The sequence below is a fragment of the Pseudoalteromonas sp. 11L1 genome (assembly GCF_055397545.1).
Genome location: NZ_AP041141.1, coordinates 71254 through 95800 on the forward strand (window position 1 = coordinate 71254; position 24547 = coordinate 95800).

General features: G+C 40.7%; 25 protein-coding genes, 1 tRNA gene and 1 other RNA gene. 8 read left to right on the top strand and 19 right to left on the bottom strand.

All coding sequences use genetic code 11. The features are described 5' to 3' along the window. Positions 1-225: 225 nt before the first annotated feature. The 3 genes from pepA to ACZ5WS_RS00330 all read left to right on the top strand — a co-directional run bounded on the left by pepA (position 226) and on the right by ACZ5WS_RS00330 (position 5267). Positions 226-1737, top strand: a complete 1512-nt coding sequence (pepA, locus tag ACZ5WS_RS00320) for a leucyl aminopeptidase (protein WP_464709871.1) — start codon at positions 226-228, stop codon at positions 1735-1737. Between the two features lie 172 nt (positions 1738-1909). Continuing rightward, positions 1910-2356, top strand: coding sequence for a DNA polymerase III subunit chi (locus ACZ5WS_RS00325; RefSeq protein WP_138605241.1), 447 nt, complete (start codon positions 1910-1912; stop codon positions 2354-2356). A 58-nt stretch (positions 2357-2414) separates the two neighbouring features. Continuing rightward, the gene (locus ACZ5WS_RS00330; RefSeq protein WP_464709874.1) at positions 2415-5267 is read left to right on the top strand and encodes a valine--tRNA ligase; all 2853 of its coding nucleotides are present in this window, start codon (positions 2415-2417) and stop codon (positions 5265-5267) included. 170 nt (positions 5268-5437) lie between these two features. Here ACZ5WS_RS00330 and ACZ5WS_RS00335 read toward each other — a convergent pair whose 3' ends face one another. Continuing rightward, positions 5438-6739: an outer membrane protein transport protein gene (locus tag ACZ5WS_RS00335; RefSeq protein WP_138605243.1), complete on the bottom strand. Its 1302-nt coding sequence runs from the start codon at positions 6737-6739 to the stop codon at positions 5438-5440. A gap of 282 nt (positions 6740-7021) precedes the next feature. Between ACZ5WS_RS00335 and ACZ5WS_RS00340 the strand changes: the two genes are divergently transcribed. Continuing rightward, the gene (locus tag ACZ5WS_RS00340; RefSeq protein ID WP_138605244.1) at positions 7022-7345 is read left to right on the top strand and encodes a hypothetical protein; all 324 of its coding nucleotides are present in this window, start codon (positions 7022-7024) and stop codon (positions 7343-7345) included. Here the strand turns inward: ACZ5WS_RS00340 and ACZ5WS_RS00345 are convergent. Beyond that, complete coding sequence (locus ACZ5WS_RS00345; protein WP_138605245.1) at positions 7305-8522, bottom strand: HD-GYP domain-containing protein; 1218 nt, start codon at positions 8520-8522, stop codon at positions 7305-7307. The genes ACZ5WS_RS00340 and ACZ5WS_RS00345 overlap by 41 nt on opposite strands. A gap of 269 nt (positions 8523-8791) precedes the next feature. Next, a tRNA-Arg gene (locus ACZ5WS_RS00350) sits at positions 8792-8866 on the bottom strand. Between the two features lie 238 nt (positions 8867-9104). Here ACZ5WS_RS00350 and ACZ5WS_RS00355 point away from each other — a divergent pair. After that, positions 9105-9287, top strand: a complete 183-nt coding sequence (locus ACZ5WS_RS00355; protein ID WP_138605246.1) for a helix-turn-helix domain-containing protein — start codon at positions 9105-9107, stop codon at positions 9285-9287. Here ACZ5WS_RS00355 and ACZ5WS_RS00360 read toward each other — a convergent pair. The 3 genes from ACZ5WS_RS00360 to ACZ5WS_RS00370 are packed head-to-tail and all read right to left on the bottom strand — an operon-like array spanning position 9284 to position 10996. Continuing rightward, on the bottom strand, positions 9284-10087 hold the full coding sequence (locus ACZ5WS_RS00360; protein ID WP_138605247.1) for a phosphotransferase family protein: 804 nt from the start codon (positions 10085-10087) through the stop codon (positions 9284-9286). The genes ACZ5WS_RS00355 and ACZ5WS_RS00360 overlap by 4 nt on opposite strands. Positions 10088-10090: 3 nt before the next feature. Further along, the gene (gene pnuC / locus ACZ5WS_RS00365) at positions 10091-10714 is read right to left on the bottom strand and encodes a nicotinamide riboside transporter PnuC (protein WP_138605260.1); all 624 of its coding nucleotides are present in this window, start codon (positions 10712-10714) and stop codon (positions 10091-10093) included. A gap of 30 nt (positions 10715-10744) precedes the next feature. Beyond that, a complete protein-coding gene (locus ACZ5WS_RS00370; protein ID WP_138605248.1) occupies positions 10745-10996 on the bottom strand; it encodes a hypothetical protein in 252 nt (83 codons plus the stop codon). 100 nt (positions 10997-11096) lie between these two features. On the opposite strand from ACZ5WS_RS00370, the gene ACZ5WS_RS00375 reads away from it, so the two are divergent. Then, complete coding sequence (locus ACZ5WS_RS00375) at positions 11097-11336, top strand: DUF2960 domain-containing protein (protein ID WP_004588463.1); 240 nt, start codon at positions 11097-11099, stop codon at positions 11334-11336. 71 nt (positions 11337-11407) lie between these two features. Here the strand turns inward: ACZ5WS_RS00375 and alr are convergent, their stop codons facing one another. From alr to rpsF, 9 genes are all read right to left on the bottom strand, one after another. Beyond that, positions 11408-12487 (bottom strand): alanine racemase, encoded by a 1080-nt coding sequence (gene alr, locus ACZ5WS_RS00380; protein ID WP_464709887.1) that lies wholly within the window; start codon positions 12485-12487, stop codon positions 11408-11410. Continuing rightward, a complete protein-coding gene (dnaB, locus tag ACZ5WS_RS00385) occupies positions 12487-13866 on the bottom strand; it encodes a replicative DNA helicase (RefSeq protein ID WP_010390854.1) in 1380 nt (459 codons plus the stop codon). The genes alr and dnaB overlap by 1 nt, the downstream gene beginning before the upstream one ends. Before the next feature lie 113 nt (positions 13867-13979). After that, positions 13980-14918, bottom strand: coding sequence for a DUF4097 family beta strand repeat-containing protein (locus tag ACZ5WS_RS00390; RefSeq protein WP_010390853.1), 939 nt, complete (start codon positions 14916-14918; stop codon positions 13980-13982). Positions 14919-14927: 9 nt separating this feature from the next. Beyond that, the gene (locus ACZ5WS_RS00395) at positions 14928-15413 is read right to left on the bottom strand and encodes a hypothetical protein (RefSeq protein WP_464709891.1); all 486 of its coding nucleotides are present in this window, start codon (positions 15411-15413) and stop codon (positions 14928-14930) included. Next, complete coding sequence (locus ACZ5WS_RS00400; protein ID WP_138594752.1) at positions 15400-15951, bottom strand: RNA polymerase sigma factor; 552 nt, start codon at positions 15949-15951, stop codon at positions 15400-15402. Before ACZ5WS_RS00400 ends, ACZ5WS_RS00395 begins: the two co-directional genes overlap by 14 nt. 223 nt (positions 15952-16174) lie before the next feature. Further along, positions 16175-16627: a 50S ribosomal protein L9 gene (gene rplI, locus ACZ5WS_RS00405; protein WP_008110407.1), complete on the bottom strand. Its 453-nt coding sequence runs from the start codon at positions 16625-16627 to the stop codon at positions 16175-16177. A 36-nt stretch (positions 16628-16663) separates the two neighbouring features. Next, the gene (gene rpsR, locus ACZ5WS_RS00410; RefSeq protein WP_002962753.1) at positions 16664-16891 is read right to left on the bottom strand and encodes a 30S ribosomal protein S18; all 228 of its coding nucleotides are present in this window, start codon (positions 16889-16891) and stop codon (positions 16664-16666) included. A gap of 12 nt (positions 16892-16903) precedes the next feature. Next, positions 16904-17221 carry a primosomal replication protein N gene (priB, locus tag ACZ5WS_RS00415; RefSeq protein WP_008466122.1) on the bottom strand — a complete coding sequence of 106 codons (318 nt, stop codon included), beginning with the start codon at positions 17219-17221 and terminating at the stop codon, positions 16904-16906. Positions 17222-17264: 43 nt separating this feature from the next. Continuing rightward, entirely contained in the window at positions 17265-17606 is a 342-nt protein-coding gene (gene rpsF, locus ACZ5WS_RS00420; RefSeq protein ID WP_008110420.1) for a 30S ribosomal protein S6, read from the bottom strand. Positions 17607-18065: 459 nt separating this feature from the next. Between rpsF and ACZ5WS_RS00425 the strand changes: the two genes are divergently transcribed. Next, positions 18066-19265, top strand: a complete 1200-nt coding sequence (locus ACZ5WS_RS00425; RefSeq protein ID WP_464709902.1) for an alpha/beta hydrolase-fold protein — start codon at positions 18066-18068, stop codon at positions 19263-19265. Between the two features lie 248 nt (positions 19266-19513). On the opposite strand, the gene ACZ5WS_RS00430 is transcribed toward ACZ5WS_RS00425, so the two are convergent. The 4 genes from ACZ5WS_RS00430 to ACZ5WS_RS00445 are packed head-to-tail and all read right to left on the bottom strand — an operon-like array spanning position 19514 to position 23801. After that, complete coding sequence (locus tag ACZ5WS_RS00430) at positions 19514-20680, bottom strand: FAD-dependent monooxygenase (RefSeq protein ID WP_464709907.1); 1167 nt, start codon at positions 20678-20680, stop codon at positions 19514-19516. Further along, entirely contained in the window at positions 20677-21864 is a 1188-nt protein-coding gene (gene ubiH, locus ACZ5WS_RS00435; protein ID WP_464709910.1) for a 2-octaprenyl-6-methoxyphenyl hydroxylase, read from the bottom strand. Before ubiH ends, ACZ5WS_RS00430 begins: the two co-directional genes overlap by 4 nt. A gap of 14 nt (positions 21865-21878) precedes the next feature. After that, positions 21879-23201, bottom strand: coding sequence for a Xaa-Pro aminopeptidase (gene pepP / locus ACZ5WS_RS00440; RefSeq protein WP_464709913.1), 1323 nt, complete (start codon positions 23199-23201; stop codon positions 21879-21881). A 36-nt stretch (positions 23202-23237) separates the two neighbouring features. After that, entirely contained in the window at positions 23238-23801 is a 564-nt protein-coding gene (locus tag ACZ5WS_RS00445; protein WP_008110427.1) for a UPF0149 family protein, read from the bottom strand. Positions 23802-24339: 538 nt separating this feature from the next. Between ACZ5WS_RS00445 and ssrS the strand changes: the two genes are divergently transcribed. Beyond that, a non-coding RNA gene (ssrS, locus tag ACZ5WS_RS00450) (6S RNA) lies at positions 24340-24523 on the top strand. Positions 24524-24547 lie beyond the last annotated feature (24 nt).

Below are 24547 nucleotides of genomic sequence, written 5' to 3' on the forward strand. Positions count from 1 at the left end.
GTATTAAGCACACATTATAAGCCATCAATATTAATTATCCTACCTAACATCACGATATAATGTTGCATTAGTAACCCTTAAGCATATAAAGTTCAAATACACAGTAAGAGTCGAGTAAAATCTACTAATATTAGCGCTAGACCTAAAAATTTAGGTAAAAAGACTAGAAAACACATTTTTAGTCCCAACTTAGCTTCTATAGATGACTCAAAATCAGGAGTGACAATGGAATTCAACGTAAAAAGTGGTAGCCCAGAAAAACAGCGCAGTGCATGTATTGTTGTTGGCGTATACGAACCACGCAGGTTATCCCCCATTGGTGAACAACTTGATAAAATCAGCGATGGTTATATCTCAAATTTATTACGCCGTGGCGACTTAGAAGGTAAGCCTGGGCAAGTACTACTATTACACCATGTACCCAATATTTTAAGCGAACGTATTCTACTCGTTGGCTGCGGTAAAGAACGCGAACTAGACGATAAACAATATAAACAAATTATTTCAAAAACTATCAACACCTTAAACGAAACAGGTTCGATGGAAGCAGTGTGCTTTTTAACTGAGCAACACGTTAAAGGCCGTGATACCTATTGGAAAGTGCGTCAAGCGGTAGAAACAACCCAAGACTGTTTATACACCTTCAATCAGCTAAAAAGTAAGAAAGTAGACCCTCGTCGTCCACTGCGTAAAATGGTATTTAACGTCCCTACGCGCCGCGAACTGACTATAGGTGAAAGTGCCATTGAGCATGGCCTAGCGATTGCTGCTGGTAGCAAATTGTGCAAAGACGTTGCTAATATGCCGCCTAATATTTGTAATCCAGCGTATCTTGGCGAGCAAGCCAAAGAACTTGAGACTAATTTTGACAACATCACTGTTGAGCTGATTGGCGAAGATAAAATGGCAGAGCTAGGTATGAACTCATACCTAGCAGTTGGTCGTGGTAGTGATAACGAATCGGTTATGTCGGTAATTAATTACAAAGGCGCAGGCGATGACCAAGCGCCTATCGTGTTAGTTGGTAAAGGTTTAACCTTTGACTCAGGCGGTATTTCATTAAAACCAGGCGAAGGCATGGATGAAATGAAATACGACATGGGTGGCGCTGCTGGTGTTATTGGTGCTATGTGCTCGCTTGCACAAATGCAGCTACCTATAAACGTAATTGGCGTTTTAGCCGGTTGTGAAAACATGCCAAGCTCGAACGCCTATCGCCCAGGTGATATTTTAACCACTATGTCTGGGCAAACGGTTGAAGTACTTAACACTGATGCCGAAGGCCGTTTAGTGCTATGTGACGCGCTGACCTATGTAGAGCGTTTTGAACCAGAAACCGTGATTGATGTGGCAACATTAACAGGTGCGTGTATTGTTGCTTTAGGTGCCCACGCTACAGGTTTATTAGCAAACCATAATCCACTAGCGCATGATTTATTAAAAGCGTCAGAGCAAAGTGGCGATCGTGCATGGCAACTGCCATTATGGGATGATTATCAAGATCAACTAGAAAGTCCATTTGCCGACTTTACTAACTTAGGTGGCCGAGCTGCAGGTACTATTACAGCGGCCTGTTTCTTATCTAAATTTACCAAAAAGTATAACTGGGCTCATTTAGATATTGCGGGTACGGCATGGCGCAGCGGCGCTAAAAAAGGCGCAACGGGTCGCCCTGTACCTATGCTAACTCAGTATTTATTAAACCGAGCAGGCATTAGTGAAGCAACCCAAGACTAACAAACCTGTATAAGGCTTCACAGCCCAATATAGAGTATAAAATAAGGCGCTTTTAAAGCGCCTTATTTATTGGGTATTAATTGAAGCAAGCCCCGTTATATGGCAAAATCCCCTTCTTAATGTGTGTGTATTTAATAACAGCACAATCAATGTCATGGGAAATCCCGATACAATGAACATGAATGCCCAGTTTTTCATTTTAAAGCAACAAGATGAGTCATTAGCTAAAGCCGATGATCACTTTGCTTTAGCAGCTAAAATAGCTGGGCAACAGTATCGGCTTGGTCAACGCGTATTTATTTTTGTAGATAGCGAAGCAACCGCCAACAGCATTGACGAAACTATTTGGACATTTGATGCCGACAGTTTTGTGCCCCACAATTTACAAGGTGAAGGCCCAAAAGGCGGCGCACCCGTAGAAATTGGCACAACACCACCTGTTGGTAATCGTAAAGTATTAATTAACTTGGCCAATCACTTACCGGATTTTATTCGTCGGTTTAACCAAGTTTTTGATTTTGTACCCGTAGAGCCCGTAGCAAAACAAGCCGCTCGTGAGCGCTTTAAAAAACTACGCCAACTCGGTGCCAATATCACCACGCAAGATATTAATCGCTAACGCTCACTGCGTACAAAGCTAACTAACTCATTTAAGTACTTATTTAAGGTTCTGTGTAATGGATAAAACCTACAATCCGCAAGATATTGAACAATCTCTCTATCAAGACTGGGAACAAAAAGGCTACTTTAAGCCATCAGGCCAAGGCACCCCATATTCAATTATGATCCCGCCGCCAAATGTCACGGGTAGCTTACACATGGGCCACGCTTTCCAAGATACCATCATGGATACCTTAACGCGTTTTAAACGTATGCAAGGTAATAATACATTATGGCAAGTAGGTACCGACCACGCAGGTATTGCCACGCAAATGCTAGTAGAGCGAAAGCTTGCGGCAGAAGAAGGCAAAACACGCCACGATTTAGGCCGTGATACATTTATCGATAAAATTTGGGAATGGAAAAACGAGTCTGGTGGCACAATCACTAAACAACTTCGCCGCTTAGGTGCTTCTGTTGATTGGGACCGTGAACGTTTTACTATGGACGATGGCCTATCAGAAGCTGTTAAAGAAGTATTTGTACGCCTTCATAAAGAAAACCTAATTTACCGTGGTAAACGCCTAGTAAACTGGGATCCAAAATTACACACTGCGATTTCTGATCTTGAAGTAGAAAACAAAGACAAACAAGGCCATATGTGGAACTTACGTTACCCACTGGCTGATGGCGTAAAAACGCAAGACGGTAAAGACTACATTGTTGTAGCCACTACGCGCCCAGAAACTATGTTGGGTGACTCAGGTGTGGCAGTAAACCCAGATGACGAGCGCTACCAAGACCTAATCGGTAAAGAGATTTTACTACCAATCGTTAATCGTCGTATTAAAATTGTTGCCGATGAACATGCCGATAAAGACAAAGGTACAGGCTGTGTAAAAATAACCCCTGCGCACGACTTTAACGATAACGAAGTAGGTAAACGTCATCAAATGCCGATGATTAATATCTTCGATAAAGACGCGGCTATTTTAACTCAAGGTGAAACATACACCTTTGACGGCAAAGAACTTGAATTTGACGCGCCTATTCCTGAGCGCTTACATGGCCTTGACCGTTTTGACGCACGTAAAGCCATTGTTGCTGAATTTGAAGAACTTGGCTTACTTGAAAAAATTGAAGACCACGGCCTAACTGTTCCTTACGGTGACCGCTCTGGTGTTGTTATTGAACCACTACTTACTGACCAATGGTATGTACGTGTTGCACCACTTGCTGAACCTGCAAAAGACGCAGTTAAAAACGGCGACATTCAATTTGTACCTAAACAATACGAAAACATGTACTTTTCGTGGATGAATGACGTACAAGACTGGTGTATTTCACGTCAGCTTTGGTGGGGTCACCGTATTCCAGCTTGGTACGATAGCGAAGGCAACGTATACGTTGGTCGTGATGAAGCTGAAGTACGCCGCGACAACAATATTGCAGATAGCGTAGCACTAAGCCAAGACGAAGACGTTCTTGATACCTGGTTCTCATCAGCACTGTGGACGTTCTCAACCCAAGGTTGGCCTGAAAATACTGATGACTTAAAAACTTTCCACCCATCTGACGTGTTGGTAACCGGTTTTGATATCATTTTCTTCTGGGTTGCACGTATGATCATGATGACGCTGCACTTTATAAAAGATGAAAACGGCAAACCACAAGTTCCATTTAAAACCGTGTATGTAACTGGTTTAATACGTGACGATAACGGCGATAAAATGTCTAAGTCAAAAGGTAACGTACTTGACCCACTAGACATGATTGACGGCATTGGCCTTGAAGACTTAGTACAAAAGCGTACTGGTAACATGATGCAGCCTAAACTTGCCGCTAAAATTGAAAAAGATACCCGCAAAGTATTTGCAAACGGTATTGAAGCACACGGTACCGACGCACTACGCTTTACCTTAGCAGCCATGGCTTCAACTGGTCGTGATATAAACTGGGATATGAACCGCCTTGAAGGCTACCGTAACTTCTGTAACAAGTTATGGAACGCAAGCCGATACGTATTAATGAACACAGAAGAGCAAGACTGTGGCTTTAACGAGAGCGAAAAGCAGTACTCGTTAGCTGATCGTTGGATTCTAGGTCAATATGAAGCAACGGTTAAAACCTACACTGAGCACCTTGATAACTACCGTTTTGATTTAGCGGCGAACACGCTGTATGAATTCACCTGGAACCAGTTTTGTGATTGGTACCTAGAGCTTACTAAGCCGGTACTATTTAAAGGCAATGAAGCTCAGCAACGTGGTACACGTCATACACTTATTACTGTACTTGAAAGCTTACTGCGTTTAATGCACCCAATGATGCCTTATATCACAGAAACGATTTGGCAACGTGTAGCACCACTTGCAGGGCTTGAAACAACAGGCACTAGCATTATGGTTCAAGGCTTCCCTGTTTATAACGCAGCAAGTGTTGATGCTAAAGCGATGGATGACTTAGAATGGGTTAAACAATTCATTTTAGCGATTCGTAATATTCGTGGTGAAATGGATATCAGCCCAAGCAAGCCGCTATCAGTATTATTAGCCAATGCATCGAGCGACGATGTACGCCGTATTAACGAAAATGAATCGTTTTTAGCGTCACTCGCTAAGCTTGAAGCATTTACTCTACTTGAAAACAAAGACGATGCCCCAGCGTGTGCAACCTCTTATGTTGGCAACCTTGAAATTATGATCCCAATGGCGGGCTTAATTGATGTGGAAGCGGAACTTGCACGTATTAACAAGCAACTTGAAAAAGCAGAGAAAGGCCTAGCGCAAGTGCAAAATAAACTGGCTAACGAAAAGTTTGTTAACAATGCACCTGAAGCGGTACTTGCTAAAGAAAATGCTAAGCTAGCTGAATTTACCGATGCTAAAACTAAGCTACTAGAGCAAAAAGTTAAAATAGAAAGCTTATAATTAAACCAGTACGAGTGGCTTATATCATTCGTAAACAGTTAATTTATAAGTATAAAAAAGCCGCTTACTTCATTTGAAGTAAGCGGCTTTTTTGTGTCTAAGCTCTAGGCTCTAGGCTCTAGGCTCTAGGCTCTAGGCTCTAGGCTCTAGGCTCTAGGCTCTAGGCAGAATTAGAATGTGTAGTTATACTGAGCACCTAACAATACTGCATGACCTTTTGATTCAAAAGACCATTGCTGTGGTAGTGTTTCGCTTTCTACTTTTTCAGTAAAGTTTTGTGTTTTACCACGTAATACGCTCACACCTAAATCAACATTTGAGTTTTCATCGATCGCATAGTTACCACCAAACGAGAACCAAAAACGGTCTGTATCAGGGATAGAAATTGATAAATGCTGTTGTGATACTGGTGATTCATCAAACGCAAAACCAGCACGAAGCATTAAGTTTTCACTGTACTGGTAATCAGTACCGATTGAGTAGCGCAGTGCATCAGAGAAATCTTCTGTTTTTTCAAACGCGCTGAACTTACCACCTGTAGGTGCAGTAACTTGTGCTTCTAATGAATCAAAGCTGCTCCAACCTGTCCACAATACGCTGTAGTGAACACCTAGTTTTTTATCTAATTGGTGAGAACCAGAGAACTCAGCAATTGCTGGTAGTGTAATTTCAACTGAGCCAGGTAATTCAACTTGACCGTTTAACCCACCTGGAATAAATGAAGGTAGTTCATTCGAGTACTCACCTTCAAAAGTAATATCTGTTTCTGTACGGTAATTAAAACCAAAGCGGCTATTTTCATCTAATTGGTACATTAAACCAACGTTTAAGCCGTAACCCATGTCATCACCTTCAAGGTGAACAGCATCAGCACTTGCAGGAATAGATGCAATAGCAGGGTTTACTGGAGGTACAACACCAAACTTACGAATAATCTTCGCTTCTGCATAAATTGCATTTAAACCAATACCAAAGCTAAACTGCTCTGAAACTTTATAAGCAACGCTTGCGTTCATGTTTACCGTAACAATTTCAGTTTCACCGGCAATTTGGCCAGCTGCGTAATCATCGTTAAACTCAGTTGCTAAGCCAAAGTTAGAAAATGCACCAAAACCAACTGATACTTTATCATTTACTGGCATAGTGAAATAACCAGCAGGAATAATCGCGCTCGGTGCGATGCTGTCATCATCTAGTACGCTGTTATCTAAACCGTAGACATTACCTGTACCTTCAAGGCTCACGTCAGGAATTACAGCCATAGCTGCAACACTAAGTTGCTTCTCTTTAAACAACGTCATTAATGCTGGGTTACGTGCAACCACAGACGCATCGTCTGCTACAGACGCTTCACCTGCGTATGCGCGGCCTAAACCAGATACGTTTTGTTCAGCAAGCTGAAAAGCCGCTGCAAAGGTATCAGCTGAAACAAATGCCAGCGATGCCGCAATAAGAGTTTTAGTAAATTTCATTGTTGTGTCCTTAGCCAAACTCACTGTTTGGATAGCTATGTGTGTTGTTATTAGGATTTCAAACCCGCGTACACTACCTTAATTTTTTATAAAAAACTCTAATAAAACGTTAAAAAATACCAAAAAACACGTTTTTTAACTACATTTTAACAACTATTTAAAACTCATCGGAGCAGAAGTATGGTATTAGAGTATATACTCTAATGCTATTAATTCTCATTTGCATTGACTTAGCTTGCGTTGCAATTTACACTGCCAATAAAGTCACCAAGGGAGAAGACAGTGATCATTTTACTTATTGTTACAGCGCTTATTTTTTGCGGTATAAGTGTTTATTTTTTTTATAAAGCAAATTATTGCGCGTGTACGCAGGCAGGTAAATGTGACAACCCAGTCAATCACTATTGGTTAGCAGCCATTAGTATGGCGATTATTTCTTTGGTTTTTTGCTGCTTAGCACTGCATGTAGAATTAGGTACGTTATTGTGGATAACGTTAATGGGTAATTGCTTTTTAGGTGGGTATATTTCTGCTAAAACAAACAGAAAAAGACGATGCCAAAAGACTAAAGCAGTAGATGCTCTTTTAAAAGTCGAGGCAAGTTAATTTTATAATCAGCAGGTTTTACACTTGCTTGTATTTTTACTTCATCATTATTTAAGCTCAAATCAATATCTTTTGCGGTAACATGATGGTTATGTTTTGCATTATAAAAAAGCTTAACTTTAGGTTTAATTGGGTTTGAATGATTGCCCTCTAGGACCAAGGCCAAACGCTCATTGGTTAACTTAACAATAGTACCCACAGGGTGAACACCTAAGCACTTTATAAATAGCTGTACTAACTCTGCATCAAATAGCTGTTTGTTTGCCAACAAATAACGCAGTGCATTTATAGGCTCGTCCCCTTCTTGATGCGGCCTGTCTGCTGTGAGTGCATCGTATACGTCAACAATCGCTAAAATCCGAGCAGGACGACTTATTTTGCTGTCATCGACTCCTCGAGGATAACCAGAACCATCAAGGCGCTCATGATGATTTACAATCATATCCAGCATTAAAGTGGTGATACCTTTCTCACCTTTTAATAACCCTAAGCATTGTGCAACATGCTTTTTTATTGCCGTCATCTCATTACCCGTAACTTTGCCAGGCTTTGAGAATATTCCTTGAGGTAATTTAGCCTGCCCTAAGTCATGCATCAGTGCCCCCATAGCAAGCTCCTGAACCACTTCGCGTTTATACCCTAAATACTTAGCGAATACCGCTGTAAATATGGTGCAATTGATCATATGACGCCAGTTATAGCTATGTTTATCTTTTATGCGAGTTAAAATAGTCATAGCATGTTCATTGCGAAATACAGAGCTAACTATTTCATTACTTATCTCATTAAGCGCATCAGTATTTAGAGACAAACCTGAGGTTAAATCACCAAAAATACTTTGTAGTTTTCTGTTGTGGGCATCATAACTAACGCTGGCTTTGGCAAACTCTTGTTGCAAGCTGACAACTCGCTTTTTACTGGCGGGCTTGTCTTGATTTGTAGCAGCGGCTTGTGGTTTTTCTTTTTCTTTATATTTAGCCGGTACAGCTACATCACTTTTCGTAAAATCAATAAGAAGCTCTAGCACTCCTTCAGTGATTAAACGCTGAATTATAGATTTATCACGTACCAAACCGCTGGTTTTAATTTTTATACCATCCACACTCTCCTGCTGCTTCGTCACGCTATTTACGTACATGCCGGGAATGAGCTCTGATATAGGTAAGGTAACTAACATAAATGTGAGGGGTTCTATAATTAAGGGATATTTACTTTAATAGCATTATTTGGCTATAAAAGTCTAGCTTTTGATTTTAGGGTAATAATAAATCATTAATACTAACAATCTTGCGACTGTTAATACTAAACTAAAAACACAGCACTGAATATACGCCTAACGGTGTAAATTAGATTGCTACAAGCGTTATTATTTAACGAAGAATAAAAATAGCAAGCTAGTTTAAATAGCTTTAATGGTTTTTAAGGGGAGTAAAAAGTAAACGCAAATGGCGCTCTCGGTAGGGATCGAACCTACAACTCAGCCTCCGGAGGGCCACGTGATATCCATTTCACCACGAGAGCACATTTGTTGCCGCCACATCAACTCGCGATATCAATGCTTTAGCATGCGCAATGATAAAGGCATCTTGGTATAAATACCAGCATGTTGCGTTTACATGTCTATAATTTAAACTAATCACTTAACAAAAGGCGAAAAAAGCGCTATTTATTTATATTCTATAAAAAAACAGTAACGCTTTAGATACATATTATCTATTATTGTCACTGAACGGATAGATTTAAACATGAGGAAGTAATTATGAAGTTAATGTCAACAGAACAAGTTGCTGAGTTTTTAGGAGTTAAAGTCGAGCGAGTTAAACGCTTAACACGCGAAAGCTTACTTATTGCCAAAAGTGAAGATGCTAATGGCGAACCACAATATGACTCCGATGAAGTAGCTAAATATAAAGAGCTAGCAGCTCGATTTGGTGGGCTTTAACTCCCCATTGATGCTAAAAGCTCATCCAATTGCGCGCGCAATTCAACAACTTTGTTGTTGATGGCGCGTTGCTCATACCAGCCTATACATAACAGCAAATAAACTACTTGGTAACACTCAAGCTTGTGCATAGATAAGTAAAATAGCTTTGATGCCGTGTATACTTGATAACTTTTAAGCAAAGCCTGTTTAGCTGAACTATCTAAGTTAAAACTAACGGCTAGCGCAGCAAGATCAAAATAAACATCGTTAGTTTGTGCGTATTCAAAGTCAATTAAATAGACGCCTTTTGGGTTAACGATTATATTTTCTTTTACTAAATCATTATGGCAAAAGCCGTGTTCTATGGGCATATTGGCAATGCTTTCCAGTACTTTATTTAAGTACTTATCAAACTGTTTAAACACCAATAAATGCCGATAGGCTTGCAATTGTGATGCAATATCCATCGTTTGAGTATCAGTTGTATAAGCGTGCACTTTAGCCAGCTTAGCCAATAGCGGCATAGCTAAATAAGACTCTGCAACCTCTCCCTCTACATAAGTAAAAGCCGCTCGCTTATTTTGTTTATCGAGCCAAATAGGTGCAGGGCAAACTTGCTGCTTACTAAGCTCATATTGAGCATTTAGCGCGACTTCTGGCCAACATGATTGATAACATTTTAATAAGTAAGATTGGGAATCAGTACGTATTAAAAAGTTATCGTTACTTAAACCATTAACCAAATACTCTGTTGAGGTTATTTTGCTAGGTGCTAAAAACGCACTACAAATATTAACTAACTGAGAATGCTGTTTCATGAATTATAGTTGCGCCATTGGTTTTGCTTGGCTTTGCTCATACTCTTCGTACCACGTTTTAAACCCCCACGCTGCCATAACGGTATAAAATATAAAAAGCACGAGTGTTGGGTAATAACCTTTTTCGTAATACAAATACATTGATGCAGCATCAATCACTATCCAATATAACCAATTTTCGAGTACTTTTTTAGCTACTAGGTAAGTGGTGACTACTGCAAAGCAGGTAGTAAAACTATCCAGATAAGCAAAGTCTGCATGGGTGTAATTTTGCATCACGTAACCAATCGCTAATGACGCTAGCGTGGTTAATACTATTAAAATGATATGTCGGTTCACAGGCCACGATGTAATCAAACGTTGCGCTTGATTAGCTTTACCTTTTCGCCACACAACCCACCCAAACACAGCCATGTACATGTAATAAAAGTTCAGTAATGACTCCATTAGCAACGCGCCATTCCAATACATTATGGTATAAATAAGCGTACTAAAAAAAGCCGCAGGCCAGCACCATAAATTCTCTTTTATGGCTAATAATAAATACGCCATTGATAAAGCCACCGCAATATACTCCCAATGCGACATGGCAGTGAAACCACTCAGTATTTGCGTTATAAAATCCATCATTATAAAACGACCGTATTTGTTAGGAGGTTATTCGGGAGATAAATCGCCCGAGATAAATTTACACACAAAGATAGCTTTACCATATTGCTCGTATGAATGTTTAATCTCTGTACTGATCACTTGCATTACTAAGTCATAATCACCAAATATTTGAGTCGACATGGTATTCGTGATCACTTTGAGCTCTTCATAGGCATTTACTCTGTCGATAAAGCCTTTAATAAAAGGAATATAATCTTGATGGAGCGGGTATTTACTGATCTCTACTGATAATTTCATTTCAAACTCAACTTTTTAATTATTTGATTTCAACTAATCATTCAACGTAACTTAAATACAGTGTAAAATTACACTAACACTCAATATAACTGAGCTTATTATGGCACGCAGAATTACCTATACTTTTAAAAATCAACCGCGCGAAATTAACTTCGCAAAAGATAAATACCACGATATGTATCAGGCTATTGCGGCTGCTGAGGGTATCGATTTAACTAATTACTTAAACATGGTACGCCAAATTGAAATGACCTCTAAAGGTTCATCGGCGGTACGCAATTTTCGCGACCAAGAGTTTGCACGTATGGGCTTTAGCGATATTTACTTCATAAAAGAGTAACCATACCCAGTAAGCTAGCATCACGATCATGACAGCAATGTAAACTTACTGCATATCTTTAATAATAAACATTAGCGCTGGTACTCATAACTTACACGCGGTGTGATATTACACAATAACTCGTAAGAAATAGTATCAGCACATTGTGCAATCTCTTCTACTGGTAACTCTGGCCCCCACATAATCACTTCATCACCCACCTGGACGTTGTGCTCGTTATTACCTATATCAAGGGTGATCATATCCATAGCTACACTACCCACAATACCGTAACGATGCCCATTAATAATCACGGGTGTGCCTTCTTTTGCATGACGCGGATAACCATCACCATAGCCCAGTGCTACCACAGCCAACACCGTAGGTTTATCACTTTGCCAGCGGCCGCCATAACCTACTTGTTCATGTGCTCTTACATCGCGTACAGCTATCACTTTAGTGGTTAAGCGCATTACAGGCTTTAATTGATGATCTTTACCTGTGTGATTAGCCATAGGCGATACACCATAAAGCATTAGCCCGGGCCGGACCCAATCACCATGGCCACTCGGCCACGCTATAATTCCCGCAGAGTTCGATAAACAATGAGCTTGCTGAACCTCTTGGGTTAAATTATCGAACAAAGTTATTTGCTGCACTGTTTTAGTATTTTTTACATCATCGGCACACGCAAAATGGGTCATTAAGTTTATTTTGTTTTGTGCATTTGGGCTGGCTTGTAGGCGCTGATAAAACATATCAAACTGCTCAGGCGCAATACCTAAACGATGCATGCCGGTATTTATTTTTAACCAGCAATTTAAAGGCGCATCTAGCTGCACATTCTCCAGCATTTTTAGCTGTATCTCGTCATGAATAATAGTTTGAAAATTATTCGCCAGTAAAATAGGTAAGTCTTCTTGATGAAAAAAGCCTTCTAGCAACACAATCGGTTTTGTAAGGCCACCTGCACGCAGCGCTAACGCTTCATCTATACGCGCAACCGCAAATGCATCTGCTTCATTTAAGTGTTGCGCAATAGTGACTAAACCATGCCCATAAGCATTCGCTTTAAGTACGGCCATTACTTTACTATTGGGCGCAAAGCGTTTTACCTGTGCTAGGTTATGTTCAAGCGCGGTTAAATTAATTTCAGCAGTGGCTAAGCGCATTAGTAATCATCATCTACAGCAGGCCCCGCGTAATTATCAAAGCGAGAGAATTGACCTTGGAAGGTTAGGCGCACTTTACCAATCGGACCGTTACGCTGTTTACCGATAATAATTTCGGCAATGCCTTTTTCAGTACTGTCTTCGTTATAGACTTCATCACGATAAATAAACATGATCAAATCGGCATCTTGCTCAATAGAGCCCGACTCACGTAAATCTGAGTTAATTGGACGTTTATCAGCACGTTGCTCTAGAGTACGGTTAAGCTGCGATAGAGCAACAACCGGACACTGCAACTCTTTTGCTAATGCTTTGAGTGAGCGTGAAATTTCGGCAATTTCTAAGGTACGGTTATCTGACAAGCTAGGTACACGCATTAATTGCAGGTAATCGACCATGATCATACTAATACCACCATGATCGCGTGCTATACGACGTGCACGTGAGCGAACATCGGTAGGTGTTAAGCCTGAGGCATCATCAACGTACATTTTGCCTTTTTCCATGAGTAATCCCATGGTTGATGAAAGGCGCGCCCAGTCATCGTCATCTAGCTGACCAGTACGTACTTTAGTTTGGTTAATTCGGCCTAGGGACGCCAGCATCCTCATCATAATTTGTTCAGAGGGCATCTCTAGAGAGTAAATAAGCACTGGCTTGTCTTGAGTCATTGCGGCATGTTCAGCAAGGTTCATAGCAAAAGTGGTTTTACCCATTGATGGACGCGCTGCCACAATAATTAAATCAGATGGCTGCAAACCTGTAGTCATTTTATCAAGATCAGCATACCCCGTGCTCACACCGGTCACACCATCTTGTGGTGACTGGTAAAGCTCTTCTATTTTATCAACGGTTTTTTCAAGTATGTTGTGAATGCTTTGTGGGCCTTCACTACTTTTTGTACGCTGCTCAGCAATTTTAAAGACTTTACTTTCAGCAAAATCAAGTAAGTCGTGGCTAGTACGCCCCTCAGGATTAAACCCCGCTTCGGCTATTTCATTGGCAACACCAATCATTTCACGAACAACGGCGCGCTCGCGAACAATACTTGCGTAAGCGTCAATATTGGCAGCACTTGGGGTGTTTTTTGCTATTTCGGCTAAATACGCAAATCCACCAATACCTGACAACTGGTTATTTTTTTCTAAACTCTCAGAAATTGTGATTAAGTCAATCGGATCACCAATTTCAGCAAGAGCTGTCATCGCCTCAAAAATAAGCTTATGGGTACGGGTATAAAAATCCTGCGCCACAACAAGTTCAGCTACGCGATCAAATGCTTGGTTATCAAGCATCAAACCACCTAAAACAGATTGTTCAGCTTCTATTGAATGGGGAGGAACTTTAAGAGTGTCGACTTGCTTATCTGGTTTGGCCATAACTTCACAGTACTAAAATTGAATAGCTCTATTCTATCGACTTGGCGGGGCTGTGCAAATAGCAAAGCAGGAAATCTTTTCCTGCTTTTTGTTACTTAAAATAAAATAGCTAATTATTGACGTTTAAGTTCGATAACACCGCTAATAGTATTCATCTCTACGCTAGCATCAGTGCCATTAGTATTAAACTTAATTCCACTTGCTGGGCCATATTTGGCTTTTTGTACTTGATCGTTAGTTAACTGGTTGTCAATTTTACCGCCAGCGTGTGCTTCCACCTCAAATTGTGCTGATAAATCAGCAGGGAAATAAAACGCAGCGTTACCACTAACAGATTCAAAACTCACATCAGCATCACTCAGAAGGCGGTTAATTTGTACCTTAACTTCGCCATTAACGGTGCTTATTTGTAACTCTTTAATTGTATCTAAATTAAAGTTAATATCGCCATTTACGTTTTCTAAGCGAATATCATTGGCCGTCGAGTTTGATGTAATATCGCCATTAACCGCACTAAAACGAACTTCACCGCTAGATTGCTGATCATCAATCGAACCATTAACAGTTTCAAATTGAACTTTACCATTAAGTGCTTTTGCCTTAATGTCACCATTTACAGTGGTCAGCTTAATATCGCCATTAAGATCGTTTACTGTAATAGCCCCATTAACTACATCAATTTCAGTACCTTTTTGTAACTCTTTGGCCGTTATAGATGCATTAACACCCACAAATTCTAGCGCACTACTTTTTGGCATAAAAATAGTGAGCGTTGAGCCATTGTTGTTATTATCCCAATTAGAAAGTTCAGGCATTTTCACAATAAACTGGGTTTTATTACCCTGTGTTTTAAGTGTGTAGCCTTGTGCCTTATCATCAAGTTCACCGGTTACTTTAAATTGATTTTTATCCCAACCTGTCACTTTAATATCACCACGCTGGTTTTCAATGTGGATCACCCCAGCATTGGGTACCTCAATTTGCTGATCTATTTTTTCACCAGCAAATACGGCCATGGGTAATAAAGCGATCCCTAATATTATTGCTTTCATTTATTTCTCCTAGATGTGTTGCCAACGCGGTGCATGCACCTTGTTAATTAAGTCGAGTTGTTGTTGATAAACTTGCGCTAACATAGACAATAGCGCCTTATTTTTTGGTTCATTTTCAAGAGTTTGCTTTATTGCTTGCTCTGCATCTTCAAGTTCTTGTAACTGTACTTGCCAGTTGTCGGTCAATGCTGCTTGGCTTTGATATTGCACTAGTAAACTTTGTTTTTGTTTAGTAAAAAACTCACTCATTGCCACTGCAGTATTTGCCTCTGGTACTTTAAATAACAACACTGTACTCACTAAAGCCGCGGTAAAACATGCAGCAATGGCGGTGAGTTTTGGCCAATATTGATTGCTATTAATAGCGGGCTGATTATCAGCTATTATTGCGCGCTCAATCCCATCCCACAGTTCTTTTTTTGGTGGAATATTTTTATCTAACTGGGTTAAAGACTCATTTAAGTAGTCATCAAAATTTGTTTTACTCATTTTCATACCACTGCTTTAATAGTTGCCTTGCACGATGATATTGCGCCTTACTAGAGCCTATCGCCATGCCTAACAGGGTTGCAATTTCCTCATGCCTATAACCTTCTACTGCATAAAGCACAAATACCATTCTTGCGCGCTCAGGCAGTCTAACAATTAATTTATCTAGCCCGTTTAATCCGTTACAGTCATGTGCAGCTTGTTCATCCATTCCGCTTTGCTCAAAGCTAATTACTTTATTAAGCCAATGTTTTTGCCTGCGCACATAACTAATAGCAATATTACTGGCGACACTGTAAAGCCAAGTGGAAAACTGCGAACGTCCATCAAATTGCGCTATTTTGTTCCATACTTGCACAAACACTTCTTGGGTAGCATCTTGTGCATACTCTTCATCGGCTATAAGCCTCAGGCATAAGCCATAAACTTTTGCTTTATGCATGTCATAGAGCGCTTTATAAGCTAACTGGTCGCCGTTTTTAACTTGATCAATAAGCATTTGCTGCACTTGATCAGTTATTGGCTGATTAGCGTCCATTAACATCGCAAATTTTTCCTGTTTATAATTATGTAATTGCAATTTAACTTATAAGACGCGCAGAAGAATAGAAAGGTTTAAATAAAATAAAAAATATTTGTAAAAATGAAGGTTTATTTTAGAAAGGTGTTTGATTTTACCCACAACAAACAATTTATTGCTTTGGGTTATAAATTTTAGACACAAAAAAACCGTGCAAAGCACGGTTTTTTTAGCTTAATTTTAAAAATTAAGCTTCAGCAATAACGATTACTTTAATAGTAGCTGTTACGTCTGAGTGTACTGCGATTGCAACGTCAAATTCGCCAGTCTCACGGATAGTACCTAGAGGTAAACGAACTTCTGATTTAGCAACTTCAACACCAACAGCTGAGATAGCGTCAGCGATGTCACGAGTACCGATTGAACCGAATAATTTACCTTCGTCACCAGCTTTAGATACTAATGTAACTTCTGCTAATGCTTCAAGTTTGTCAGCGCGTGCTTGTGCTGCAGTTAACTGTTCAGCGATTTTTGCTTCTAGTTCTGCGCGACGTGCGTCAAACGTTTCAATGTTTGCTTTAGTTGCAGGAACTGCCTTACCTTGTGGGAAAAGGAAGTTACGTGCGAAGCCAGATTTAACTACAACCTGGTCACCTAGGCCACCTAGGTTAGCGATCTTATCTAGTAGAATAACTTGCATGTTTCTACACCTTTTAAAAACGTGTTAATCCGCTGCTTACTTATGTAAGTCAGTGTATGGAAGAAGGGCTAAGTAGCGAGCACGCTTAATAGCAGTTGCTAGCTGGCGCTGGTATTTAGCGCTAGTACCTGTGATACGGCTAGGTACGATTTTGCCACTTTCTGTAACATAGTTTCTAAGAGTAGCTAGATCTTTGTAATCGATTTGTTGTACGCCTTCCGCTTTAAAGCGGCAGAACTTACGACGTCTGAAATAACGTGCCATGAGATTAATTCCTCAAATAATTCTTTCTATATGCTGAGCATGCAAAACCAATTGGCTAAGGCCGTTACGACCTTCGTGGCGATTTAAAAAACCACTCACTTGCAATGCCTGCCCAACGTGCAAATGTTGAGTCTGTTGTTGCATTTGCTTACCACTGGCAACCACCTGAAGCCTAACATAACTGTTACGGTTAAGATCTGCTTCAACTTGCATTGATTTATGTTCTACAACAAAAATACAATGCGGTATGCCCGCGGGGCTTTGGCTAAACTTGGGTGTTTTACAAACTACCCCCGATATAACCAGCTGATTCGTATATGGGCTAACCATTATAGTAACTGCTGACTACGTGCCATGCTAGGACTCAAAACAATTAAGCAGCTGGTGCTTCTTTCTTCTCTTCTCTTACAAGAGGAGACGCTTCAGTTACAGCGTTTTTAGTACGCATAACTAAGTTACGAAGCACTGCATCGTTGTAGCGGAAAGTAGTTTCTAGCTCGCTGATTACTTCAGTTGGTGCTTCAACGTTCATAAGAACATAATGAGCTTTATGAAGCTTGTTGATTGGGTAAGCCAGTTGACGACGGCCCCAGTCTTCAAGACGGTGGATAGTACCACCTGCTTCAGTGATAGAACCAGTATAACGTTCGATCATACCAGATACTTGCTCACTCTGATCAGGGTGAACCATGAATACGATTTCGTAATGACGCATGGATATTCCTTACGGTTAATAGAGCCTTCTACCGTTTCGGCCGGTCGGTTTAAGGCAAGGAATTAATAGTTTAAAAGCCGAAATGAGCGCGCATTTTACGCTTAGTAGGATAATTAAGCAAGCAGGTTTTTTAAGCTTTGATAGATAAGTGTTAAAGGTTTCGGGTTTCGGGTTTCGGGTTTCGGGTTTCGGGTTTCGGGTTTCGGGTTTCGGGTTTCGGGTTTCGGGTTTCGGGTTTCGGGTTTCGGGTTTCGGGAAGATATTATTGGATGCTCCCTTTATATCAATAAGTAAAATAAAGATAAGTGTTTAATATTTACTAGGTAGGCGCGAGCTTGCTCGCGTGAAAAGCGTAGCCTTTAATTACTTAAGCCCTACATTTGCCCCTAAAATATAAACATTTACTCAAATCTAAAGTCGTGCAATTATTAAGCAACACATTATTTAATAAGGATATTTATGAAGCTTTTACTATCGCTTGTGTTAATACTTACTTTTAGTACGCCTTTTTTAAGCTATGCAGACACCGCTACAATCGACATAACCGTGGGTAAAAAGGTCATTCTTCAATCAAAAATACTTAATGAAGACAGACCTCTCAGAATCTTCATACCTGAAACCGTAAAAGACGATCAGCCGCTTTACGTTATTTATTTACTTGATGGTGTTGAACACTTTCATACGGCGTCTGGCGTAATCAAATCCCTTGTTGATTACGATCAGATACCTAATGTCATGCTTGTTGCTATTGATACAACTAACCGTGTTCGTGATTACTTACCCAAAGTACAAGGGGAGCCTAAAACGGAGTTTCAAACCTTTGTTAAAAAAAAATGGCCTGACGCAGGGCAAACCGATAATTTTTTAAAGTTTGTGTCTGGCGAACTCATGCCCTTCATAAATAGCAACTACCCTACTAATGGTTACAACACCTTAATTGGTCATTCTAATGCTGGTACATTAGCGCTTTATACTTTAGTTAATCAGCCAGAATTATTTAACAACTACATAGCTATAAGCCCAAACAGTTGGTGGAGTGATGAAGAGTTAAAGAATAATATTATTAAATACACTAAAAACCCTAAAGGCGCTCAAGCGTTATTTATTAGTGTAGCAAGTGAAGGCGCACGCTTTTATACAGGTGCATTAAATATTTTAGTAAATTTAGAGCAACAAATGCCCACGCAGCTGAAATGGGAATATAAGCATTACCCCTCTTTTACTCATATGGGCACCATACTTCCAGCACTTAGCGATAGCTTAATTCACTTATTTAGCGACCTAATATTTAAAGTGACTGACGAGCACGGAAAATTTGCGGATGTATCATTGATTACCGGTTATTACCAAGCACTTAGTGATAAGTACGGATTTGAGCTTAAAATTCCACAAGATGTGTACGTAGAATTTGCCCACCGCCAGCAAAAGTTTGGCAACACTAAAAAAGCGATAACGACGCTTAAACACTTTACTCGCGATTACCCAAATGCAGCTTACTCCCACATGCGATTATCGCAAGGCTACACGGCTGACAAACAGTTTAAAGAAGCCGTTACCAGCATGAAACACGCACTAGAACTTGCTAAACAGAACTCGCGTGACCCATTGTTAATCGATGCACTGCAAGATATGGTGAATGAAGCCCAAGCCAATTTGTAGCTGATTTAATTCCAAGCGCTTTTTAGCTAACGATAATTACGAGCTTCGCTCGTCCCGTCAGCAAGCTGTACGCCTACAATTAGAACCAAACTCGGTATCAAGGTTTATTGTAAACGCCGAGCTTGCTCGCGTGAAAAGCATAGCTTTTTAAAGACATTAGCCTATAAACAAAAAAACCGATGCTTAAACTAAACATCGGTTTTTCTTTGGCTGAAAGCTGATAGCTAAAAACTGACTGCTTGTCTTTATCACTTCCCTATCGCTTCTTTGGCGAATAGGTGCTTTATTGGCCCAAGGTTATCAACGAGTGAAAGCCCTACTCCACGAATAAGCTTTTTAACTGGGTTTGCACCTTCAAATAGCTCTTTTAGCCCTTGCATCATGGCGATGTGTTTTTGTGCGTCGAGCTTACGGGTGCGCTCGTAATCACGCAGTATGCGCGTACTGGCAAATTCTTTGACGTCTTGACTTAGTAGCTCAATTAAATAAGCGGCATCTTTTAGGCCCAGGTTCATACCGAGCCCTGCTAATGGATGAATGGTATGCGCTGCATCGCCCATTAACACCACCTTGCCATTAACCCATTGTTGGGCGTAACGCATTTTAAGTGGGAATGCGACGCGCTTACTTTGCACTTCACATAAACCACATTGGCCATCTATGGCAGCCATAACTGCTTTATTAAAGGCTGTGTCGTCCATTGCTAACAATTCATCGCAATGATTGGGGCTGGTTGACCACACAATTGAATGAGTATGCTCATCGCTTAGTGGTAAAAACGCTAGTGGCCCGGTTGGTAAAAACACTTGGCGTGCGGTATTTTCATGTGACTCTTTGGTTTTAACTGTCGCTACTAACGCATGGTGATCGTAATCTTTAAAGCTCAGCGCCATATTAAACTGTTTACGAATCGCTGAATTTGCGCCATCAGCCGCCACCAGCAACTTAGCAATAATAGGTTCGCCAGTTTTTAAATTAATAAATACATCAGACTCACTTTGATGTATTTGCTGATACTCGGTATCAAACATCAGTGTGGCATTACTTTGTTGCTCAAGCTCTTTTATTAGCGCAAAGCGAATAATATCGTTTTCAACTATGTGCCCTAAATGCTCAAGCTCAAGTTGCTCGTTATTAAAGGCTATTTTTCCAAAGCTGTCGGCATCACGAACATCCATGTGCGTATAAGCACAAGCACGCTCAGCTATTATGTGTGGCCATACATTTAATTGCTCCAGTAAGGTCTGGCTGGCAATACTTAGTGCACTAACTCGTAAGCCATAATCATCACTCGGTGGAGCTTGAGTTGGCGCAGCATCTAACACAGCCACGCTAATATTCGCTTTAGCAAGCCCGAGCGCCAGCGTTAACCCAACGCAGCCACCACCCACTATACAAACCTGTACTTGTTTCATAAACGTGTACCTTGTTTAACTTGACCCATTAATTGTTTTGCTAATGGGGCTTTTAATGCAGGGAATAAATCCATTGAAAATAGCCCAATACTTCGACCAAGCGCTAACACCCGTGATGAGTTTGAAAAAAGTCTGACCAGAGCATCGGTCAATGTCATTACGGTGTTTATATCATCACGGCGCTTGATTGAATATTGACGAGTAAAAGCATAGCTACCTAAATCATGTTCACTGTTTGCCATTAAGTTACTCAGCACTTGTACGTCGCGCAGCCCTAAATTAAAGCCTTGTCCTGCAATAGGATGAATTGCGTGTGCCGCGTTGCCTATCACCACTGTGCGGTGCGTCGTTAACGATTCTATTTGCCCATAAACTAGAGGGTAGCTAGCGCGCATACCGACTTTTATAAACTGTCCTGCACGATAACCAAAGGCAGTTTGCAGCGCACTTATAAAGTCTGGTTCACTTAGCGACATATACTGCTCAATATGTTCTTGGCGCATACACCATACTAACGAATAGCGGTTATTACTCATGGGTAATAAAGCCATAGGTCCATTTTGGGTAAACCGCTCAAACGCCTGATGATGGTGCCCACCAGCGACTTCTATATTGGCAATAATCGCACCTTGTTCATAAGGCTGGGTATTGAAGCCGAGCTCCAATAAATTACGAGTTGGCGACTGTGCACCGTCGGCAATCACCAACAGCTTAGCACTCAGTTTTTCACCACTTTGTAGTGTAAGTTCATTACTATCGGCATTTTGTTTTATCGCTGTTACGCTATCTGGGCAAAAAAGCGATATGTTTGATTGCATTAAACGCTGATGCAGCGCTCTGCCAAATGGGTTTACCTCTACCACATAACCTAATGAGGGTTTTGCAAACTCATCACACTGTATATGGGTTTTACCAAAGTGCCCTTTGTCTGACACACTCACTTTTTTTATGGCCGCAGCATAGGGAGCGTTCATTTCAAATAAATTGAGGCTTTGTAAATACTCTACCGACTGCTGGGCAAGTGCGATACTTCTGTCATCAAAGCTTGGATGATAATCAGTGGTTACTTGATTTGCTTCAATTACAGCAATATTTAAGCTGGGATTTTTTTTACTTATACTTAGAGCACAACTTGCGCCGACTAAACCACCACCAATTACTACAATATCAAACTGCTTAGCCACTTTTATCTCCAAGCTTATGCGTTTTTAGCGCTTTGCATTAACGCTTCTATTTCACTAATTGTTTTAGGCACGCTAATGGTTAAGTTGTCGTGACCTGAATCAGTTACTAATAAGTTATCTTCAATACGAATACCTATACCTTGGTATTTTTGAGGCGCATTTGAGTCTTTACTAATATACAGCCCAGGCTCAATGGTTAGCACCATACCCGGCTCTAAGACACGCTCTTGGTTATTAACCTTGTAATCGCCCACATCATGAACATCAAGCCCTAACCAGTGACCAAGACCATGCATGTAGTATTCTTTACAGGCACCTTGTGCCATTAACTCATCAAAATCGCCGGTTAAAATACCTAAATCAAGTAACCCTTGGGTTAGTACTTGCATAGCGAGTTTATTTGCCTGAGATAAAAGGCCACCGGGTTTTATTTCGCTAAATGCGATTTCTTGCGCTTTAAGTACAATATTATAAAGCGCAGCTTGCTCAGTGCTAAATTTACCGTTAACGGGGAAGGTACGTGTTATATCGGCGGCGTAGCCTTGTAGCTCACAGCCTGAATCAATCAGTACTAAGTCGCCATTGTTTAATACGTCGCTATTTTGGGTGTAGTGCAAAATATTGGCGTTATCGCCACTGCCGACAATAGTGCCATAAGCAGGATGTGGCGCACCGTTCATTGCATAGTGATGATGAAGCTCTGCCTCTAGTTGAAACTCGGTTGCGCCAACGTGGGAAAAACACATGGCTCGCATGTGTGCTCGAGCACTTATTTCACAGCCCTCACGCATAATGTTAATTTCGCCTGGCGATTTAAATAAGCGCATTTCATGCAATAAAGGGCGAATATCTTTAATTGTACTCGGTGCTGTATCCCCTTTTTTAGGGGCACTGCGCAAAGTGTTAAGCATTGAAAATACTTTGCCATCAAAGGCAGGATACGTCCCTTGTGCATAAAATAAAATCTGTTGGCCGTTCACCAAATTCAATAATTGTTCATTTAGCTCACTAAGTGCATAAGTTTTGTCGAATAAGTATTCGCTTTGTGCTTTTTCAAAACCAATGCGTCTGCCGTGCCATACCTCTGCAAGTTTGTCTTTATCTAAACAAAATAATAGTGAGGGTGTATCACTGTTTTTGCAAAGCACCAACACGGCATCGGGTTCGTTAAAACCAGTTAAGTAAAAAAAGTCACTGTCTTGTCGAAACGGATAATGAGTATCACGGCTACGCGTGAGCTCCGTTGCAGCGGGAATTATAGCAATACTGTTATTATCCATTGCCGCCAATAAACGCTCGCGGCGCGCTTTAAACTCTGACTTTTGTATTTCAACCATTAATAACTAACCCATTACTTTTATTGTGTTGCTCAATTAATGCAGTGTTTTTTTGTTGCTTTGTGGATTTTGCTCTTTGCCTAGCTCAGCAAAACACAATAGCGCCGATACACGGACGTACTCAATTACTTCATGGAGTGCTTGGCTATCTTCTTCGGTTTCTTCAAAGGTTGTATCTAGGCGTGTAATCTCGCTAAAGTCGCTGATCACTTCTTTTACATCTGCCGACAGCTTGCCATAATCTTTTTGCTTTAAGCCAAAACCCAACATAAACCCAGCTACCCATGATACGAGCCCGTTAGCCTGATCGATGAGTGTTTCGTCATCACTAGGTAAAAACAAGTCAAATTGAAACTCTTCGTTATTAAAACTTTCAACCACTTGTTGATAAATTTGGCCAAAAAACTGTTTTAAATCGTTGCTAAACGACTCGCCATCATTAAATACATCGCTCAGTAAGCCTAAGTATTCTTTATCGTCAATGCTTAGCCCACAAGCAAGTAAGCCGCTAATAACGCCATGCGCTTCTGCGGGTGATACAAATATTTCATTTTTCTCTAAAAGAAGTTGGGCTTTTTCGTAATCTGGTAAGTTATTCATAATGACGTCTTCGCTTTGCTAATTAAAGCAATGCTACCACTCGATAAAAAGCAACTCCAATGAATTCTATGACTGAGGTCAAAAGCAAGCGATTGAAAAGCAAATTGAGTTCAAAAAGCAATCTTAAAAGTAAATACAAGATTAGGGTCTGTTGACCCTTCAAGGTTAAATTTGCAGCAGTCTGTTTGGTATTTAGGCAAGGCAGAGCCTATGTGGTGTGGTTATTCCCCATAAATAGGCGATAACGCAGCATCAATGCCAAACAGGCGCTGCCCGAAGAGTTCTGCCTAGGGGCGATTTACTCTTTGTTGCCTACATGGATGTAGGTAAGGGGCGTGAGCAGGACGCGGAAGCTTTGCTCGGTTTTTACTTAGCCCACTAGGTTACAAACCTCGCGCCGCGATTAACCCCCCCCTAGTTTGAACAAATTTTAATCCGCAAAGATCAACAGACCCTAAATTTGGAGGAAAACTGAGCGAACAGTTTAATTTTTTACGATTGGGGTTTAAGGATTGGAATATGTCTTATATACTAAATTTGTTCCCTGGGGTGCAGGAGCTTGGTTAAGTCCCTGAGCCGATAAATTTTATACCAGGATTTTTGTTCGTTTACTATTGTGCAAGCTCGGCATGTACCGAGAAGCCTACGGTAAACCGCAGATTTCCGCCCTGAAACCTCAAGGTTTCAGGACTGACACCGGGCACCGCATTCTCGGGGAACACCTTCCTTTATAGCTTAGGTTCTCA